This window comes from Pontibacter litorisediminis, assembly GCF_029360645.1.
GTDB classification, from domain to species: domain Bacteria; phylum Bacteroidota; class Bacteroidia; order Cytophagales; family Hymenobacteraceae; genus Pontibacter; species Pontibacter litorisediminis.
Window position 1 is genome coordinate 570,392 of the sequence record NZ_JARDUA010000003.1, and the last position, 17,168, is coordinate 587,559.

The 17,168-nt window shown below is 51.3% G+C and carries 19 protein-coding genes; 8 read left to right on the forward strand and 11 right to left on the reverse strand.

Annotated elements, in window-relative coordinates; translation table 11 throughout:
* Positions 1-140 precede the first annotated feature (140 nt).
* The gene (locus tag PXG97_RS12405; protein WP_276498066.1) at positions 141-1,121 is read left to right on the forward strand and encodes an acyl-ACP desaturase; all 981 of its coding nucleotides are present in this window, start codon (positions 141-143) and stop codon (positions 1,119-1,121) included.
* A gap of 69 nt (positions 1,122-1,190) precedes the next feature.
* Here the strand turns inward: PXG97_RS12405 and PXG97_RS12410 are convergent, their stop codons facing one another.
* On the reverse strand, positions 1,191-1,472 hold the full coding sequence (locus PXG97_RS12410; protein ID WP_276498067.1) for a DUF427 domain-containing protein: 282 nt from the start codon (positions 1,470-1,472) through the stop codon (positions 1,191-1,193).
* Positions 1,473-1,601: 129 nt separating this feature from the next.
* Here PXG97_RS12410 and PXG97_RS12415 point away from each other — a divergent pair, with 129 nt between their 5' ends.
* Both PXG97_RS12415 and PXG97_RS12420 read left to right on the forward strand, forming a co-directional pair.
* Complete coding sequence (locus PXG97_RS12415; protein WP_276498068.1) at positions 1,602-2,699, forward strand: vWA domain-containing protein; 1,098 nt, start codon at positions 1,602-1,604, stop codon at positions 2,697-2,699.
* 254 nt (positions 2,700-2,953) lie between these two features.
* On the forward strand, positions 2,954-4,474 hold the full coding sequence (locus PXG97_RS12420; protein ID WP_276498069.1) for a sigma 54-interacting transcriptional regulator: 1,521 nt from the start codon (positions 2,954-2,956) through the stop codon (positions 4,472-4,474).
* Positions 4,475-4,603: 129 nt separating this feature from the next.
* Here PXG97_RS12420 and PXG97_RS12425 read toward each other — a convergent pair whose 3' ends face one another.
* From PXG97_RS12425 to PXG97_RS12445, 5 genes are all read right to left on the reverse strand, one after another.
* The gene (locus PXG97_RS12425; RefSeq protein WP_276498070.1) at positions 4,604-4,867 is read right to left on the reverse strand and encodes a hypothetical protein; all 264 of its coding nucleotides are present in this window, start codon (positions 4,865-4,867) and stop codon (positions 4,604-4,606) included.
* Between the two features lie 208 nt (positions 4,868-5,075).
* Positions 5,076-5,567 carry a hypothetical protein gene (locus tag PXG97_RS12430; RefSeq protein WP_276498071.1) on the reverse strand — a complete coding sequence of 164 codons (492 nt, stop codon included), beginning with the start codon at positions 5,565-5,567 and terminating at the stop codon, positions 5,076-5,078.
* 60 nt (positions 5,568-5,627) lie between these two features.
* Entirely contained in the window at positions 5,628-6,209 is a 582-nt protein-coding gene (locus tag PXG97_RS12435) for a hypothetical protein (protein WP_276498072.1), read from the reverse strand.
* 91 nt (positions 6,210-6,300) lie between these two features.
* Positions 6,301-6,744 carry a hypothetical protein gene (locus PXG97_RS12440; protein ID WP_276498073.1) on the reverse strand — a complete coding sequence of 148 codons (444 nt, stop codon included), beginning with the start codon at positions 6,742-6,744 and terminating at the stop codon, positions 6,301-6,303.
* Between the two features lie 295 nt (positions 6,745-7,039).
* On the reverse strand, positions 7,040-7,228 hold the full coding sequence (locus PXG97_RS12445; RefSeq protein WP_276498074.1) for a hypothetical protein: 189 nt from the start codon (positions 7,226-7,228) through the stop codon (positions 7,040-7,042).
* A gap of 211 nt (positions 7,229-7,439) precedes the next feature.
* Between PXG97_RS12445 and PXG97_RS12450 the strand changes: the two genes are divergently transcribed.
* Complete coding sequence (locus tag PXG97_RS12450) at positions 7,440-8,174, forward strand: hypothetical protein (RefSeq protein ID WP_276498075.1); 735 nt, start codon at positions 7,440-7,442, stop codon at positions 8,172-8,174.
* Here the strand turns inward: PXG97_RS12450 and PXG97_RS12455 are convergent.
* Positions 8,152-9,456: a dicarboxylate/amino acid:cation symporter gene (locus PXG97_RS12455; RefSeq protein WP_276498076.1), complete on the reverse strand. Its 1,305-nt coding sequence runs from the start codon at positions 9,454-9,456 to the stop codon at positions 8,152-8,154. The two genes, PXG97_RS12450 and PXG97_RS12455, sit on opposite strands and share 23 nt — an antisense overlap.
* A gap of 316 nt (positions 9,457-9,772) precedes the next feature.
* Positions 9,773-10,231: a peptidylprolyl isomerase gene (locus PXG97_RS12460; RefSeq protein ID WP_276498077.1), complete on the reverse strand. Its 459-nt coding sequence runs from the start codon at positions 10,229-10,231 to the stop codon at positions 9,773-9,775.
* Between the two features lie 138 nt (positions 10,232-10,369).
* On the opposite strand from PXG97_RS12460, the gene PXG97_RS12465 reads away from it, so the two are divergent.
* A complete protein-coding gene (locus PXG97_RS12465) occupies positions 10,370-11,041 on the forward strand; it encodes a fasciclin domain-containing protein (RefSeq protein ID WP_276498078.1) in 672 nt (223 codons plus the stop codon).
* Between the two features lie 78 nt (positions 11,042-11,119).
* On the opposite strand, the gene PXG97_RS12470 is transcribed toward PXG97_RS12465, so the two are convergent.
* The 3 genes from PXG97_RS12470 to PXG97_RS12480 all read right to left on the reverse strand — a co-directional run bounded on the left by PXG97_RS12470 (position 11,120) and on the right by PXG97_RS12480 (position 14,738).
* Positions 11,120-11,821, reverse strand: a complete 702-nt coding sequence (locus tag PXG97_RS12470) for an SDR family oxidoreductase (RefSeq protein WP_276498079.1) — start codon at positions 11,819-11,821, stop codon at positions 11,120-11,122.
* 746 nt (positions 11,822-12,567) lie between these two features.
* Entirely contained in the window at positions 12,568-13,491 is a 924-nt protein-coding gene (gene rsgA / locus PXG97_RS12475; protein ID WP_276498080.1) for a ribosome small subunit-dependent GTPase A, read from the reverse strand.
* A complete protein-coding gene (locus PXG97_RS12480; protein WP_276498081.1) occupies positions 13,488-14,738 on the reverse strand; it encodes a 3-deoxy-D-manno-octulosonic acid transferase in 1,251 nt (416 codons plus the stop codon). Before PXG97_RS12480 ends, rsgA begins: the two co-directional genes overlap by 4 nt.
* Positions 14,739-14,957: 219 nt before the next feature.
* Here PXG97_RS12480 and PXG97_RS12485 point away from each other — a divergent pair, with 219 nt between their 5' ends.
* From PXG97_RS12485 to PXG97_RS12495, 3 genes are all read left to right on the forward strand, one after another.
* Positions 14,958-15,572, forward strand: a complete 615-nt coding sequence (locus tag PXG97_RS12485) for a hypothetical protein (RefSeq protein ID WP_276498082.1) — start codon at positions 14,958-14,960, stop codon at positions 15,570-15,572.
* 78 nt (positions 15,573-15,650) lie between these two features.
* The gene (locus PXG97_RS12490) at positions 15,651-16,106 is read left to right on the forward strand and encodes a DinB family protein (RefSeq protein WP_276498083.1); all 456 of its coding nucleotides are present in this window, start codon (positions 15,651-15,653) and stop codon (positions 16,104-16,106) included.
* A 154-nt stretch (positions 16,107-16,260) separates the two neighbouring features.
* Positions 16,261-17,139, forward strand: a complete 879-nt coding sequence (locus PXG97_RS12495) for a dimethylarginine dimethylaminohydrolase family protein (protein ID WP_276498084.1) — start codon at positions 16,261-16,263, stop codon at positions 17,137-17,139.
* Positions 17,140-17,168 lie beyond the last annotated feature (29 nt).

The following is a 17,168-nucleotide window of genomic DNA, read 5'->3' on the forward strand; positions in this document are numbered from 1 at the left end:
ACCAGCTTTTAGTGGAGTATCTGATAGCCTAACCCTTTAAATCACTCAGAATGGGTGTTTTTATGGGTAATTTGTTGCCTGTTACGGGTTACTATCAAGATTTAATAACTATATTTGGAATTCAATTAAACAACAGCACCATGATTACACCAGCGCTCGCCTCACGTGGGGAAGTTATAAAATGGATGGAAGATTTTGTGGGAGAAAAACTCTCCGAGTTTCTTAAGTCAGTGGAGGATAGCTGGCAACCTGCAGACCTTTTACCGGACGCTACCATGGAAAGCTTCTTTGACGAAGTGAAAGAATTGCGTGAGCGTGCCCGCGACCTGAGCTACGACCTGCTGGCTGTGCTGGTAGGCGATACGATCACGGAAGAGGCGCTGCCTACGTATGAGAGCTGGCTTATGACAATAGAAGGTTTGCCCAAAGACCCGCAAGGCCCTTGGATGAAGTGGAACCGCAGCTGGACGGCCGAGGAGAACCGCCACGGCGATGCACTGAACCGCTATCTGTACCTGACTGGCCGTATTAACATGCGCGAAATGGAGGCCTCCACGCAGTACTTGATCGCGGATGGCTTTGACCTGCAGACCGATGACGACCCGTACCGCTCGTTTGTGTATACTTCGTTTCAGGAGACAGCCACGAACATCTCGCACCGCCGCGTAGCGCAGATCGCCAAGAAACAGGGCGACACGCAGCTGGCCAAGCTGTGCGGCCACGTAGCTGCCGATGAGGCCCGCCATGCCAAGGCGTATAAATCTTTTGTAAGCAAGATTTTTGAGGCGGACCCGAACGAGATGATGCTGGCGTTTGAGGACATGATGCGCAAGAAGATCGTGATGCCGGCCCACTACATGCGCGAGTTGGGCGTGGACCTGGGTAAGACCTTCGGCCACTTTACCGATGCCGCCCAGCGTATCGGCGTATACACCTCAGCCGACTATACCGACATCCTGGAAGGCCTGATAAAAGAATGGAAGATCGAGGCCCTGACCGGCCTGGACGAAGCCGGTGAGCGTGCCCGCGATTACGTGATGGCCCTGCCAGCCCGCCTGAAGCGCGTGGCAGAGCGCATGAAAGTGCCGGAACTAGAGTATAAGTTCCGCTGGATAGCTTAAGCAGCAGATACAAGAAGATAAAGAAAGAGGTGAGTCCCTGATAGGGCTCACCTCTTTTGCTTTCAAGGCTTACTTCTGAACTTTTACGTCTTTCCAGAAGGCGATGTAACCTCTTATCTTTTCGGCTGCGTCTTTTGGGTTAGGGTAGTACCAGGCAGCGTCCTGCTGTACCTCCCCATTCACTTTTACATGGTAATAGGCGGCTTCGCCTTTCCAGGAGCAGGTGGTGTGGGTACGGCTTTCCTCCAGGTAGCTTTTGTCAACAGTGTTTGGCGGAAAATATTGGTTGCCTTCTACTACAATGGTAGTGTCGCATTCTGCAATTACAACATCATTAAATATCGCTTTCATGGTTTTACTCGTTTTATAAATGCCTGTATGTTATTCTACTAAAGTATGCTGCTAAGGTTAAGCGGCATGCACAGGGCGTAACAGAACAATGTGCCGGCTATGCTTGTTACACAAGGTAAACCCTGATTTATGATTGGATACAGATTCACTGACTATGTACCTCCCCAGGATGACAAGCCGGGTTTTGAGTCGCTGCTGAAGATCTTCATGCAGCTGGTCACCATTACCTCCGGCGACGTGGGGGAGGCCCTCAATTGGCTCAGCTCGCTGGACAAGCAGTATAATTTGACCGGCGACGAGTATGGCATCGGCGATTTTATTGAGGACCTGAAAAAGAAAGGCTACCTGGACGAGAACCCGCAGGAGCGGGGCGCCTTCCAGCTCACGGCCAAGAGCGAGCAAAGCATACGGAGGAGTGCGCTGGAGGAGATTTTCGGGAAGCTGAAGAAAGGTGGCAAGGGCAGTCATGCCACACCCCACACCGGCATTGGCGATGAAGCCAGCACCGACCGCCGCGAGTACCGTTTCGGAGACACGCTGGAGCAAATCTCCATGACCGAGTCGCTGCGCAATGCCCAGATCAACCACGGCATCGGTGACCTGCGCTTGACCGAGCAGGATTTGGAGGTAACCGAAACCGAGCACAAGACGCAGGCCTCCACGGTGCTGATGATCGACATCTCTCATTCCATGATCCTGTATGGTGAGGACCGCATCACACCCGCCAAGAAGGTTGCCATGGCCCTGGCCGAACTCATCAAGCAGAAGTACCCGAAAGACACGCTGGACGTAATTGTGTTTGGCAACGATGCCTGGCAGATCGAGATAAAGGACTTGCCATACCTGGAGGTAGGGCCCTATCACACCAACACCGTAGCGGGCCTGGAGTTGGCCATGGATATTCTGCGCAAGCGCAAAACGCCGAACAAGCAAATCTTCATGATCACCGACGGCAAGCCAACCTGCCTGAAGGAGGGGCTGCGTTACTACAAAAACAGCTTCGGACTTGATAGAAAGGTGGTGAATAAAACACTGAACCTGGCAGCCCAGTGCCGCCGGATCAAGATTCCGATTACCACCTTTATGATCGCGTCAGACCCTTACCTACAGCAATTCGTAGACGAGTTCACAAAAGTAAACAACGGACAGGCCTACTACAGCTCCTTGAAAGGACTGGGCCACCTGGTGTTCCGCGACTACGGAAGAAACCGCAAGAAAAGCTTTTAAACAGCGCTGTCCCCTTAAGTGGACTATAAGGACGCTTCATACTAATAAGATGGGGAAAAGGCCCCTGTCATGCTGCTAAGAAACTTGTTTGAAGGAAGCTCAAACTATCAGCTACCAGGACCCTTCCAGGATGACAAAAAAAGTATGACTACACCCTTGTAGTTCCCTCAAGAGGAAAGTTGTTAGCAAAAATGAAACTCAACTATCATCAATTCAACTGGTTGCTGATAATTGTTAACTGATAACTGTAACAAATGAATTATAGAGACATACCAGCCGAAAAGCTGCAGCAGATAAAAACACTGGGCCAACTGAAGGCCGCCGGATACGAGCCGGAGAGCGTAAAGCAGGAGCTGCGCCGTAACCTGATCAAAAAGCTGCAGCACAAGGAGGAGGTGTTCCCCGGTATCTGGGGCTATGAGGAGACTGTGATCCCGGATATGCAGCGGGCCATCCTTTCGATGCACCATATTAACCTGCTGGGCCTGCGCGGGCAGGCCAAAACCCGCATCGCGCGGCAAATGATCGACCTGTTGGATGAATTTATACCAGTACTGCAGGGCTCTGAGCTGAACGACGACCCGTTGCACCCGCTCTCGCGCTATGCCAAGGACATGGTGCACGAACACGGCGACGACACGCCGATCACCTGGCTGCACCGCTCCGACAGGTATACCGAGAAATTAGCCACACCCGATGTGTCAGTAGCTGACCTAATCGGGGATGCTGACCCTATTAAAGCAGCTACGCTCCGGTTGCCTTACTCTGATGAGCGCGTGATTCACTTCGGCCTGATTCCTCGCTCGCACCGCGGCATTTTTGTGATTAACGAGCTGCCCGATTTGCAGGCGCGCATCCAGGTGGCGCTGTTTAACATCCTGCAGGAAGGCGACATACAGATTCGTGGTTTTAAGGTACGCATGCCACTGGATATTCAGTTTGTGTTCACCGCCAACCCAGAGGATTATACCAACCGCGGCTCTATTGTAACGCCGCTGAAAGACCGCATCGACTCCCAGATCATCACGCATTACCCGAAGACCATTGAAACCGGTAAGAAGATCACACAGCAGGAAGCGCGCTTGAAAGATGGGCAGGGTAATCTGGTGCAGACGAACGACATTATTGGTGATCTGATCGAGCAGGTGGCCTTTGAGGCTCGTGAGAGCGAGTACGTGGACCCTAAAAGCGGTGTATCGGCCCGACTGACGATTTCTGCCTATGAGAACCTGATGAGCGCTGCCGAGCGGCGCGCCCTGCTCAACGGCGAAAGCAAAACGTATGTGCGCGTGTCGGATTTCCTGAACACGATCCCTTCCGTAACCGGTAAAGTGGAACTGGTGTATGAAGGCGAGCAGGAGGGAGCGGGCCATGTGGCGCAGGTGCTGATGGGTAAGGCTATCCGGACGCAGTTCCTGAACTACTTCCCTGACCCTGATAAGGCCAAGAAAGCCAAAACAGGTAACCCCTACAAAAAAATAACCGATTGGTTTGGCGATGGCAACACGATAGACATCCTAAACGACGCGCCTGCAGGTGACTACAAAGCAGCCTTGCAGCGCATACCCGGGCTTGCAGAACTGGTAGAGAAGCAGCTGCCAAACACCAAAGGCGACGAGAAACTGTTCATGATGGAGTTTGCCCTGCACGGCCTGGCCGAGCACAGCCAACTTAGCAAGAGCCGCCTCAGCACTGGGCTGCAGTTCAAAGACCTGCTCAGCGGCATGTTCTCCATGCCGAGCTTCGGAGATGAGGACGAGGACGAAGACTTTTAGGAGGTAAAGAGTGGAGGAGTAAGCGAGTTTAGGAGTTATTTCATCCAGGAGAGACGCAATTCGTTGCGTCTCTTTTCTTTTGGTATACCTGGGTTATACTTCCTCCAAAAAGGCCTTGGCTATACTTTGCTATTCTTCCTCCAGCGTTTGCTGTGGCCGTTTCTTGCCTGCGCGGCGGTACCAGTAGTCTGCGTTCCACGTGTCTCCTTCCTGGCGGTGCAGGTAGGCGTGTATCCAGGCGGCGTTCTGGTCGGGCAGGTCTTGTATAAGCACATGCGCTTTGTCCCAGTTGCCCTTCGCCTCGTGCCACAGCGCCTGCAGGTAAACATTGGCTTCCGGTGGAGGAGTGGGAGCAGAGAGGCTGGCTTTGAAAGTGGTGAGGTTGAGGTTCATGGTTGTTAAACGGGCTTGTGTAGACGATGTGCAAGGCATAAGCCGAAGCATAAAGTATACATGTGTTGGCAGAAGTTATTCTCTTTTTAGTTGATTTTCAAATAAACTGACGATTGTGACGTAATCCTTCAACTCTTGCACATCGTCGTAGAAGTCAGAATAGGTTTTAGGGTTGTGGAATCTGTAAATTCGAAATTTATCTCTAATCTTAAATTCCACAGCATAGCTTTATCTTCTGCTCTGCTCTTCCCCTTACAGTATCAGTATACTTCTTCATCTTTGGTTCAAGCTCTGCTTGGTTGGGCAAATAGGCCAAGTTGTGATTTAGAAGCAACCGCATTAATGACCTTAGCTGACCTTGCTCAGCTTTAAGCTTGTACTTCTTTATTTTCACTGGCTTATTCTGCTCGGCATACTCTACTGCTGTCCATACAGAGTCTTTAACAGCAATTATTTTCAGATTCCTTGTCCCGCTTAATTCATCCAGCTTATAAAAACGGACTTCAGTAGCATTTGCAGATTTGTTAATTGGTGTTAGCCCTACCTTTTTCTCAAAGTCGCTGTTGGGAGATAAGTTGGTGCTGTCAGACGGTATGTTGTCTGTTTTTGAGAGTTGTATATCTAATATTTTCCTTCGCTGTGCATAACCACACATGCTGTAGAGAAGAGTGAAGATTATCATCAGACTATACCTTTTCATTGTTTACACTTACACACAAGGGCGTAGCTACTTTATAGGTGTTGCTGGCAGCAGTAGTTTTTATTTTCTGTATAAGCTGTCGTAAGGTACACTCACTGGAGCAGGAGGTGGAGGGAGCAGTACATCTTCAGTAGTGCTAAAATGCCTGTTCTCACTCTTAGTTAGATTCTGCTTGTCGATTAGCATAAGGAGCTTATATACTTTCTTCCAATAGTCATCGGGTAAAGTGCCTTGCATCTTCGCCTCTCCATCAAGGAAAACAAACTGCAGGGAGAACCAAGCTGCGTCTTCAGTGTCGTAATAAAAATTCTTCAAGCTGTTAAAGTCTGTAGAATCAAGAAAACCGTAGACTCTCCCCATACCAACAGAATCAAGCTTTGCTTTATAATTTTCGACTACAGTTCCGCTTTGCCTCTCTCTTAAGCGATAGTAAAGTACACTGTCTGGAGTAATTTCAACATCTTTTGCATACTTATCTCGGCTCCACTCAGGCTGAACAGAAAAGTTAATTTTTTTAAAACTAATGTCCTCCTTTTCCGCAGGAGCTTCTTCTGGAGTCATTACTGCTAACTGTTGGCCCTCTTTTCGACTTCCACATGATATAAGTAGCACCAGAAGTATCAGTAAAAAAGAACTTTTCATAGTTTCTATTGCTGTCAACGTTACTCGTGCAGCCGAAGCCCTAAGCGTAGCTTGGGTTAAGGCTGAACTTTGTTAGGTGATTTTGTTCTTCTTATTCTTCGCTACCAATACGCTGAAAAGTGTCTCTTGCTTCAATGGCTTTTTGCCTGTTGATGTTTTTCTCCAGGCATTCTTCCCAAAAGTCAGGCGCGTAAAAACTTAGAACCTTAACACTTCCTTTGGTAATCAAGTAGAATGTGCTTGTGTTACCGTGTTCAATCATACAGCTGCCAATAGACTTCAAGGTATACCTATCGTCTTTGAGCTCCCATAGCTTTGATGCCTGCAGTTCATCCCAGTGCTTGCTTAAAGTTGTGTGCAAAATTCTTTTAGGGAGGAAATAGCGGTTTGTGTCAGGCACCGTTCTGTCAAACTTACTTTCTTCTTCCCTGAATTTCTGCGAAAGATTTCCAGGGAAAGGTCTTCCAAACAAATTCTTGTAAGGACTTGTGTAAGTGAAGAAATAGAGCTTATCCTTCTCCTTTGCTAGTATCATATAGTTCGGTGCGCTATACGAATTGGACCAGCTGTGGTAAATGATGGTGCTATCATAGTTTACTTGAAAGAACTCGTGCAAGGGTGTGATTCTTTCATTCTGTTGCGCAATGATTGGATGGCAAAAAAAGAGTATACTCAAGGCTAATAGTAGAACACCTTTCTGAAGTTTCATCGGCACTTGAGTGAATCTCATTTATTCTTTTTCTTAATTAGCAATACCACCTAACAGTAGATAAACACAAACATACGCTTATCTGCACTATATGCGAAGCTACAGTTTTCTACTTACACCATCACACCACCAACCTCTCCTTTATACTTCCCTTCCGCTTCCACGCCAGCACAACGGTTAGCACCACCAGTGCGCGCACAATGGTAAAGATCAGCGCACCGGTGGGGGCCAGGTTGGTTGGGGAGGCCGTGTTGGCGAGTAGGTGCAGGACGATAGCATTGGGAGCGTTAGGCTGGGAGGCATAGGTCAAAAGAGCATGGCGCCCCACACCACCCATGAGAAAACAAAGCTTAGTGTAAAGACCCCCAAATACTGGTCTGCCAGTTCTGCTGTATTGCTGCTGGTGTCATGGTTATACTTTGATAAACCCTTAGAGCAGTGCTACTAGTTTTAAATATACCTATTTCTATATATAAAATGCAACCACAACTTGTATGCTCCAAACATAGTAGCTCCTATGTATGGAACATCATGTATCGATCTGGCCGGTGTTAGTGCTGGCTGTCATTCATTTCTTTGGTACGCGCCTGCGGTTTCTGGGCGGCGTACCGCGCAGTGTGTGGTTGTCGGCGGCGGGGGGAGTGTCGGTGGCTTACGTTTTCTTGCTCCTGTTCCCGGAGCTAAGCGAAGGGCAGGAGCACGTGGAGCAGCTAAACTGGGCAGAGGCCTTCTTAAGCCACCACGTATACTTGATGGCACTGATCGGGCTGGCCGTTTTCTATGGTCTGGAGCGCGTTGTGGTAGAGGAAAAGCATAAGCAAAAGAAAGAGGCGCTTAAAGAGGAGCCCCATCAGCAGGGCGTTTTCTGGCTGCACATCGGTTCGTTTGCCATCTATAACGCGCTTATCGGTTACATCCTTTTTCAGCGGGAAGAAGGTGCGCTGCAGAACTTGCTGCTGTTTTCCATTGCCATGGCCCTGCACTTTATTGTGAACGATTTCGGTCTGCAGGAGCACCATCACGACAGCTACCGCCGCATAGGCCGCTGGGTATTGGTGGTTGCCCTGGTGGTGGGCTGGGGCGTAGGATATGTGGTAGAGCTGCCCGAGGCGCTGGTCGTGCTGGTAATGGCCTTTGTGGGCGGGGGCGTTATAATGAACGTGCTGAAGGAAGAACTGCCCGAGGAGCGCGAAAGCCGCTACTGGGCCTTCACGCTCGGGGCAGGGCTGTATGCTACCTTACTGTTATCTCTGTAGGGGGGTGTAGTTGCCCCTCTGTGCGGGCCACCATCATCGACACAGTGGCGTCGCCGGTTACGTTTACGGTGGTGCGGAGCATGTCCAGGAGCCTGTCCGGGGCAAGTATAAGCGCAATGCCCTCTATGGGAATGCCTGCCTGCTGCAGCACTATCACTAGCATCACAATGCCGGCGCCCGGTACGGCCGCCGCACCAATAGAGGCCAGAGTGGCCGTCATCACGATGCCCAGCTGGGCCGTCAGGCTTAGGTCGATGCCATAGGCCTGGGCAATGAACACAGCGGCTACGGCTTGGTACAGGCTGGTGCCATCCATGTTGATGGTGGCGCCCAGCGGCAGCACGAAACTGGTAATCTCTTTGTTGATACCCAGGTTTTTCTCGGCGCACTCCATGGTAGCCGGCAAAGTGGCGGCGCTGGAAGAGGTAGAGAAAGCCAGCATCTGCGCTGGGAAAATTCCCTTCAGGAAGTGCCCATACTTTGTTTTGCCCACCGTCATGACAAGGACAGGGTACACCACAAAAATCATCAGGGCAAGGCCAAGTGCCACCACAATGCAGTAATAGCCCAGCACCAGCAGCAGTTCTACGGCCGCGCTCGGGTCGTTACCGGCAAAATCGACCACCAAGCCTGCCAGCAGGGCAAAAACACCATAAGGGGCAGTCATCATGATGATATCCACGATCTTGAGTATGGCCATGTTCACGCCCTCGAAAAAGTCGTTGACGGGTTGGGCCTTATCGGGAGGGATGAGGATGAGCGCGATGCCGAAGAGCAGGGCGAAGAAGATAACCTGCAGCATGCTGCCATTGTCGGTCATGGACTTGAAGATGTTGGCAGGCACGATGTCTACGAGTGGCTGTAGCGGGCCCTGCTGCTCCACAGCGGCAGCGGCAGAAGACCTTTCGGTGGTGGTGGAGGCAAACTGTTCTTTAAACTCCTCCCGCTTTTCAGGTGAGAAGGCTTTGCCAGGCTCAAACACATTGACTAGCACCAGGCCCAGCATTACGGCCAGCACCGTAGTGCCCAGGTAAATGCCTATAGTTTTGGAGCCGATGCGCGACAGGCGGCTAATATCACTGAGGCTGGCTACCCCCGTTACCAGCGATACCAGCACCAGCGGCACGGCAATCAGTTTAAGCAGGTTGATGAAAATGGTACCGAAGGGGCTTATCCAGTCTGTGGTAAAGCTGTTGAGGCCAAGAGAGCTGGCCGTCATCCCCCAGGCTACGCCAAGGGCCATACCAATTAGGATTTGCCAATGTAGAGCGAGTTTCTTCATACGTAATCGTGCGGGCGGGTGTGGGTGCAAAGCTCCGCCTGAGTTATTGCTGTAAAGTGTTTATGGCGTTGCTGAAGCGGCATAGGCTGGGCAGCGAAACTTCAGCTGGCGCAGTTGCCGAACAGGTGTTAGGTAAAAATAAGCATAATTTATGCAGGATAGGTGGTTCAGCCGCGAAAAATAGGCGCAAAGCCTTTAATTTTTAGAGGTTAACCTTGGTCTTGCCTGCAAAATTAAGTGCAATTTAACGAAAAAAGCCGGCCCCACGCATAGGTGGGGCCGGCTTTATACTGAGGCAGCAAGGCTGTAAAAGGGCCTATTCTTCGTTCACCACGATTTTTTCGATACGGTCGTTAGCGCGGATCTGGTCGATCACGTCCACGCCCTCCACCACTTTGCCGAACACAGTGTGGTTACGGTCCAGGTGAGCAGTGTTTTTGCGGCTGTGGCAGATAAAGAACTGCGAGCCGCCGGTGTTGCGGCCGGCATGCGCCATGCTCAGCACGCCACGATCGTGGTACTGGTTCTCGCCTGTCAGCTCACAGTCGATCTTATAGCCCGGGCCGCCTGTGCCAGGCACGCCTTTAGCGCCCTCACGGGTATTAGGGCAGCCGCCCTGAATCACAAAGTCAGGAATGACACGGTGGAACGTAAGGCCGTCGTAAAAGCCATCCTTGGCCAGCTTTATAAAATTGTCTACGGTTTTAGGAGCGTCTTTCTCATAAAACTCAACTTTCATTACACCTTTGGGAGTATGGATTTCTGCGGTTCTCATGTACGGTTATGGTTTAGCTTAAACATTGGTACAGATAACAAAAGTACGCAAAATATAGTTTAAGAGAGCAATACGGCTGGCTTTGAGGCCGGCCGTTGTTGATAACCATAAATCAAGCACAAGTTTAAAACTAAGACTATGATAGCAATAAAGAGAATAGGATATGCGCTGGCCCTGTGCTGTAGCGTGATAATACTGGCAAGCTGTGGTACAAACGACGAGAACGCGAGCAACGAGATGCAAGATGAGGCCGGAACCAACCTGCGCGAGGAGCCCGGTGCTAGGGGCACCGACCAGAATACGCCTGGAAGACAGGCCGGGGAAGGGCAGTTAGGGAATGATGATGTGGATGCCGGGATGACCGGCTCCAGGATCGGCGGCGAAGAGATGACGCCTTCTCAGAGTGTGGTGGAAAACATCAGCGCCAACAATAACTTAACGGTGCTGATGGGAGCGCTGCGCCAGGCAGAGCTTATAGAGGCGCTGAACGGCACCGGCCCTTACACCGTGTTTGCCCCTACCAATGAGGCTTTTGAGGCCCTGCCGGAAGGCACCCTGGATAATCTGATGCAAACCGAGAACAGAAAGCGCCTTGTGGAGCTGCTGAATAACCACGTTGTGGCGGGCAAGTTAACCGCCGCCAATCTTACTGACGGGGCCACCTTAAAAACAGCTTCTGGTAAGCAGTTGAATGTTACCAAGAGAGGGAACGATGTGATGGTGAACGGCGCTAAAGTACTGCAGGCAGATATAGAGAGTAAGAACGGGGTGATCCATATAGTTGAGAAAGTGATGGTCGGTGAAGGGTAACTCCCAGCTAGCATCCCCAAAAAGGCAGGTACTATTTACAGTTTACAGTGCCTGCCTTTTTGCGTTTTACCGGATGCTTTAGAAAGGATTTGTGGCCCAGACGCTCAACTCCGGAACAAAGCCGCGGTCATCCATCTGCAGGGCGCTTTTAATGGCCCAGGCAATTTCCTCGCTGCGCAGTTTGTTGGGCCGGTTCTCTCGCTCCTGCCGGTCTGCCTGGCCGAAGGCGGTGGTCACCTCGCTAGGGTTTATCAGCATCACACGCACGTTATACTTGCGCAGTTCGGCCTGCCAACTCTGTGTCATACTTCGTAGTGCCGCCTTCGACGAGGCGTAGACTGAACCACCCTCATAGCCCTTAAGCGCTGCCGTAGAGCCAATGTTAACAATGTTGCCGTAGTTTTGCTTTTTAAAAATCTCAGCTGCGCGTGCGCCCATCATGGCAGCGCCAAACACGTTCACGCTGTAAATGCGCTGAAAGTCCTCTACCGTCAGTTCCTCTACCCGCTTCGAAATGCCAATGCCGGCGTTGTTGATCAGCACATCTAACCGACCATACTCGTTCATGAAAGTTTTGAACGTATGCCTCACATCATCCGGGTTAGCCACATCGGCCGTGATGGGCATGGCGCCCAACTCGCGGGCGGCTCTGTGTGTGCGTTTCTCATCGCGGCCTGTGATGGCTACGTTTGCGCCGGCATTTACAAGGATTTCGGCGGTAGCCCGCCCGATGCCCAGCGTACCGCCGGTAATCAGGATGTTCGCGTTTTCAAGTTTCATAGTTATGCGGCGTTTGATAAGGAGAAGTATAGCCTGTGTAACGGAGCGGGTACGGATTGGTTGGAAGCTGGATAGGGCAGGAGGTTATTCAACCACCCCTGCCCCTCGGAGCTGCGCTCGCTACCTTCAAACCCGCATTCTCGGTAGTCCAGGGAGGGGAGCCTGTAAATGCTGTAGCCCAAGTACAAGTATAAGATCTATTGCTGTTGGGGCAGCATCAGCAGAAGTGCAAACCCATCCCAACCCCTCCCAGGAGGGGAATCTCCGCAGGCGATTGCATCCCTATGGTCCCTTCAAAAGGGGACTATAGGGAAAGGCGAGGCTATCGAACCAGATCCCAGTCTTTGGGTTGAGCGCCTATGCGAGTTTTTCCGGTGCCGAGCGCCAGTGAGGTAGCCCGAGGTACGAGGGCAGGAAAAGCTCCCAGCGCGATGCCCTGATCGAGGGCCCCTACCCCCACGACGAGCCCTCTCGGGCTGGAGAGTACCAAAGCCAGAAATGAAAAGAGCCGCTCGTAAAGCCGTGGATGAACGGCAGCTAGCAAAGACAGCTTGTGTCGAGTTGCGGGAAGCAGTAGCGATAGGGAAAGTACGAGCTATAAGCTCGCACTAGCGGGGGGCATTTGTAAGAAGCTAAAGCTAAACGAAAGCACAAGCGGACGCTTGCGCTAAAGATTCGCCAATCCGGTGGCAAAAGAAAAAGGCGCAACGAATTGCGCCTCCACAAGCATGAGTTTCTGACTTTCCCTACTTCCTGTTATCGCCGCCGTGCAGCATGCTTAGGTAGCTTTCGTAGCGGGAGAGGGAGATCTCGTTGTGGCGCACGGCCTCAATCACAGCGCAGCCAGGCTCGTTAAAATGGGTGCAGTTGTTGAAGCGGCACTGGTTCAGGCGCTCGCGCATCTCCGGAAAAAAGTGGCTCAGCTCCGCCGGCGGAATATCCACAATGCCCAGCTCTTTTATACCCGGCGTATCGATGACATAAGTATCCGGATCTATTTCAAACATCTCGGCAAACGTGGTGGTGTGTACGCCTTTGTCGGAGAAGTCGGAGATCTCAGAGGTCTTCAGCTCCAGGTCGGGCACGATGAGGTTGATGAGCGTGGACTTGCCCACGCCGGAGTGGCCGGAGAGGAGGGTGGTTTTGCCGTGCAGCAGCGCTTTCACCTCGTCTATGCCCTCGTTGTTATGGGCGGACACCGCCAGGCTCGGGTAGCCGATCTTTTCATACATGTGGCTGATCTGGCGCTGGTACTCCTTCACGTCCTCATCATATAAATCTGTTTTGTTAAAGATAAGCGTGGCCGGAATGTCATAGGCCTCGGCGGTAACCAGGAAGCGGTCTATAAAGCCAAAAGAGGTTCTTGGCGACACCAGCGTCACGATAAGCAGGGCCAGGTCTACGTTGGCGGCAATGATATGGGAGTAAGCCGTTTTGTGCGTGCTCTGGCGGATGATGTAGTTCTCGCGCTCCGTAATCTTATGGATCACAGCCGTATCCTCGCCTGTAGTCTCTACGTCAAACTCCACGCGGTCGCCCACGGCCAGGGGGTTGCTTACCTTCAGGCCCTTTATCTTGAACTTGCCGCGCAGGCGAGCCCGGTGCAGTTTCCCTTCCTCGTCGCGCACCAGGTACCACGATCCTGTTGATTTTACTACTACTCCTTTCATGTATTCTTTTTAAGCAGGGAGCTGATGTCGGCCATGATCTTAGCCGTAGCGCCCGCCTGCTCTTCTACGTATTCTTTTTCTTTGCTGGTTATACTTTGGCGCAGCCCCGGTATGGTGTGCACCCGCTCAAATACCTGTAGCAACTCCCCGGCGTTCTGCACCGGAAAAGCACAGCCCCGCGCCACCAGATCCTTCGCCTCCTGAAACTTGTCATACTTCGGGCCGAAGAACAGCGGCAGGCCAAACACGGCCGCCTCCAGGGTGTTGTGCAGCCCCTTGCCGAAAGCCCCGCCAATGTAGGCGTAGGTGCCGTAGCTGTAGAGCGAAGAGAGCATGCCGATGTTGTCGATCACCAGCACCTTATACTTGGCCGCATCTGCCTCAGAAGTCTGAGAGAAGCGCACGGCTCCCTCGCCCAGAGTCTGCATCACGGCGTTTATACTTGCCTCGTTCACCTCGTGCGGCGCGATGATGAACTTTATACTTGGTGTATACTTTCGGATCAGCGGCAGCAGTACCTCAATATCCGCAGGCCAGCTGCTGCCTACCATAAACACCTCTTGCCCGGCAGCGAAGGTCTCTACCAAAGGTATGGTTTTAACCGAGGCAGCTGTCTGCAGCACCCTATCAAAGCGCGTGTCGCCGGCTATACTTGCGTTAGGTATATTTATACTTTGCAGCAGCTCCAGCGAGCTTTGGTTCTGGGTATAGATATGCGTGAAGCGGCGCAGGATGTGGCGGTAAAAATCGCCATAGCCTTTAAAGAATACCTGCTCCTGCCGGAAAATAGCGGAAATGGAAAGTGCAGGTATACTACTGTGCTGCAGCTCCTGCAGGTAATAGTGCCAGAACTCATACTTCACGAACACGGCTAGCTTGGGCTGGGTGATGCCGAGAAACTTGCGGGCGTTGGAGGCGCTGTCCAGTGGTAGGTAGAAGATGTAGTCGGCCCCCGCGTAGTTTTTGCGCACCTCGTAGCCGGAAGGGGAGAAGAAGGTGAGCAGCACTTTATACTTCGGAAAGGCCTCCCGGAATGCTTCTATCACCGGCCGCCCCTGCTCAAACTCGCCCAGCGAGGCGCAGTGGAACCACACCAGCGGCGCCTGGTTCTGCTGCAGCGCTTGCTGCAGCTTCCCGAACTGCCCCTCGCGCCCCTGCCGCATCAGCTTCGCCTTCTCGTTAAAAGGGGCAGCTAGGGCAATGGCTGTACTGTAAGCCTTCAGGCCGATGTCGTAGAGTAGCTTCAAACTTATACTTATTTCCAAGAGCTCGCAGCGTGCGCAGCTCTTGAGAGTGTCTGGTTCTGCTGCAAATATAGCGCTTTGCGGAGGGATAGTTGGTAAAGGAGCTATACTTTGTGGGTAGGGAGGCTTTGTTTACTTGGTGAGTTACTGTTATCTGCTATATTTGGTGGGGTAAGCGTAGGTTATTACGTTTAACCTAAGTTTGTGGTATTCGCAAGAAACATGGAGAAACTAGAAATATATCATCCATACAAGTTTTACCCAAGTCGTACATTAATCATATATTCGGCAGTAGCATTGTTGCTGTTTCTAAGCTTTATTCTTCAAGAATTAGGATTTGACCATAACACTGCCATTTATGACAGCGTGGTTTATCTAGCTTTGTTTTGTTTTATATGCGGAATGGTCATTAAGTTATTTTCTCTTGGTAAGTACAAGCCTCTTTATGGTAAACTAGTTGGGGGAATAACTTTTGAAAAAGAGAGTGTTGGGATTCATGGAGCAACAATCTCGATTGATAAAATCACAAAGCTGGAATTCGAAGGATCAGACTGGATAGGCCTGTATGAACATAATCGATTTTCTTTTGAAAATGGCCTGTCAAATGGGACAAAGAACTGGCTTATCATTCACTTAGTTGATTCTTCACAAAGAAGAATTAGATTTCAAAAATATGAAGCTTGTCAGCTGGTACGGTTTAAAGAGGTCTTGTTAGATTACTACGTCAAAGGGAAAATTAGTTATTTACAGATCGTAGACAACTTATGCCTTGAAACTCCTGAAGAATGGAATACTTTGAAAAGTATGAAGAATAGAACCACCGTTAACAACATCTAAACTTTAGCCTTCGGCCGACGACCTCGCCCGTCATTGAGCAAAAAAACGTTAACCACACCTCCATCACAAACCAACCAAATGGAATCAGCCTTCAAGATCTGGGAAACCAGCAGAAACTTATACCTGGGCTTTCTGGAGAAGTATACTTTAGAGCAGCTCAACAAGGTGCCGGAAGGGTTCAGTAACAACCTGATCTGGAACATCGGGCACATTATTGTAGCACAGCAAGGTCTGGTTTATAAGTCGTCCGGCCTGCCCGGATATGTGCCCGACGAGCTGTTCGCGTTATACAAGCCAGGCACAAGGCCTACCGGAACTACCTCGGAAGAAGAGGTGGCGGAGTTAAAGGAGCTTTTGATCTCGTTGATAGCGCAGACAAAAACGGACTATTATGCCGGTAAGTTTGTGACGTATAATGCGCGTATGACAGGCACGGGCTTTCAGGTAGCCTCTTTAACAGACGCCATTCAATTTAACAATTACCACGAAGCGCTCCACTTGGGGGTTATGATGGGCATCAGGAAGTTTGTTTAAGGCCCTGAAGGAAAACCAGCCCCTTCACCTCCGTTCCGTGCAGCTGCCTCCTGCCGACGCTGATCTGCCAAGCCTTCCGCAAGTATAAAGTATAACAAATCCAATTTAAGGCCTTATTTTTGCACCGCAGAAAGCACCCTTAGCTAGTATAGAATTGAGTAAGAGCATAAAGCAGTACAGCGAGACCGATACGCTGCAGAAGGTTATTATCGGCAGGTACGAGAACTACAGCGAGGCGCCGGCCTATGTGGAGCTGGTGAACGAGGATCAGAAAAACGGGCTGCCGCAGAAGGAACAGCTGAAGGAAGAGTTCGACACCTTCCGGCAGGTGCTGACGGAGGCGGGCGTGGAGGTGCTGGTGCCGGATTATGTGGGCAAGTTTGTCTACGATCAGCTCACGCCGCGCGACCTGGGCATGGTAATCGGGGAGAAGTTCCTGCTCTGCAACATGGTGAAAAGGAGCCGCCGCTACGAGAGCGCCGGTATTTTCCGCTACCTGCACGACATCCCTGGCCACGAGGCCAACATCGTCATTCCCGACTCACCCACCTGTTTTATAGAGGGCGGCGACATACTGGTAGACAAAGGAAACATCTTTGTAGCCGTGTCGCAGCGCACGAACCAGGAGGGCGTGGCTTTTCTGGAGGAGCAGTTTGGCGATGCGTTTAATGTGGTGCCGATAGAGGCGCGAACCTTGGCAGAAGGCGAGAACGTGCTGCACCTGGACTGCATGTTCAACCCGGTAGGAGGCAAGGCAGCGCTTATCTATGAGGAAGGCTTTAAACAGGTTCCACGTGAGATTCTGAATAACTACGACCTGATCCGGGTGAATAAGGAGCAGCAGCGGGAGCTGGCCACCAACATCCTTTCCCTGTCGCAGGACCGGATCATCAGCCGCGACCATCCGCTGTGCAGGCCAATCAACGAGGAGATCCGGAAGGCGGGTATAGACGTGACGGAGATAACGTTTGATGCGGCCCCGGCCACAGGCGGCTCGTTCAGGTGCTGTAGCCTGCCACTGCGGAGAGGGTAGCTGGAGTATAAAGTAGCTGGAGTATAAAA